This window comes from Aquabacterium lacunae, from assembly GCF_004310865.1.
GTDB lineage: Bacteria > Pseudomonadota > Gammaproteobacteria > Burkholderiales > Burkholderiaceae_C > Aquabacterium > Aquabacterium lacunae.
Genome location: NZ_SIXI01000036.1, coordinates 1 through 772, shown reverse-complemented (window position 1 = coordinate 772; position 772 = coordinate 1). Strand labels below are relative to the sequence as shown.

The following is a 772-nucleotide window of genomic DNA, read 5'->3' as shown; positions in this document are numbered from 1 at the left end:
ATCTTTTGCGCGGTCTCATATTAATTTCTCGGGCAACTTCATCACATTCCTCCTGGGTCACCTGACTCAAGCACATCCCCTTCGGGAAATACTGCCTCAGCAAGCCGTTGAAGTTTTCATTCGAGCCTCTCTCCCACGAGTGGTAAGGGGTCGCAAAGTAACATTTCACGCGGTAAATCTGCTCCAGAACCGCGTAATCATGGAACTCGGTGCCGTTGTCAAACGTGATCGTCTTGAACCGATCCCGGTGCTCGCTGATCGCCATCAGCGCGGCCTGATTGACCTCGGCCATCGAGCGGCTCGCCAGCTTCTTGACGATGGCCAGGCCTGTCTTGCGTTCCACCAGTGTCAGCAGGCAATGCCGCTTGTCCGCCCCGATCACGGTGTCGCCTTCCCAGTGCCCGATCCTCTTGCGCCCTTCCACTTCTTTGGGCCGCTCGCTGATGTGCCGCTTGCCAGGCATCACGCCTCTGTGATCAATGCTCCTGTAGCGCTTGCGGCCGAACTTCGAAATGATCCGCGTGTGGCGCCACAGCGTGCCCCCGTTGTTCTTGTCTCGTCGGATGTGCCGATAGATCGTCTTGCAGCTGATCTCTCGCCCCCACAGCAGGCGCAACAAGCCGGAGATCTGCTCCGGGCTCCACTTCTTGCGCAGCAAGCCGTGGATCAGCAGCCAGTCATCGGCGTTGAACAGGCTCCAGCGCCGACAGCGCCTGCGCCTGGCCTGCGCGTACTGCTGCGCCTTCGATGGCCGGTACGCGCCGTCATGCCG

At 59.8% G+C, this 772-nt stretch carries 1 protein-coding gene; it reads right to left on the bottom strand.

Annotated features, from left to right (window positions below; all coding sequences use genetic code 11):
* On the bottom strand, positions 1–772 hold a 772-nt coding region (locus EYS42_RS16895; RefSeq protein WP_130969381.1), incomplete at both ends, for an IS30 family transposase.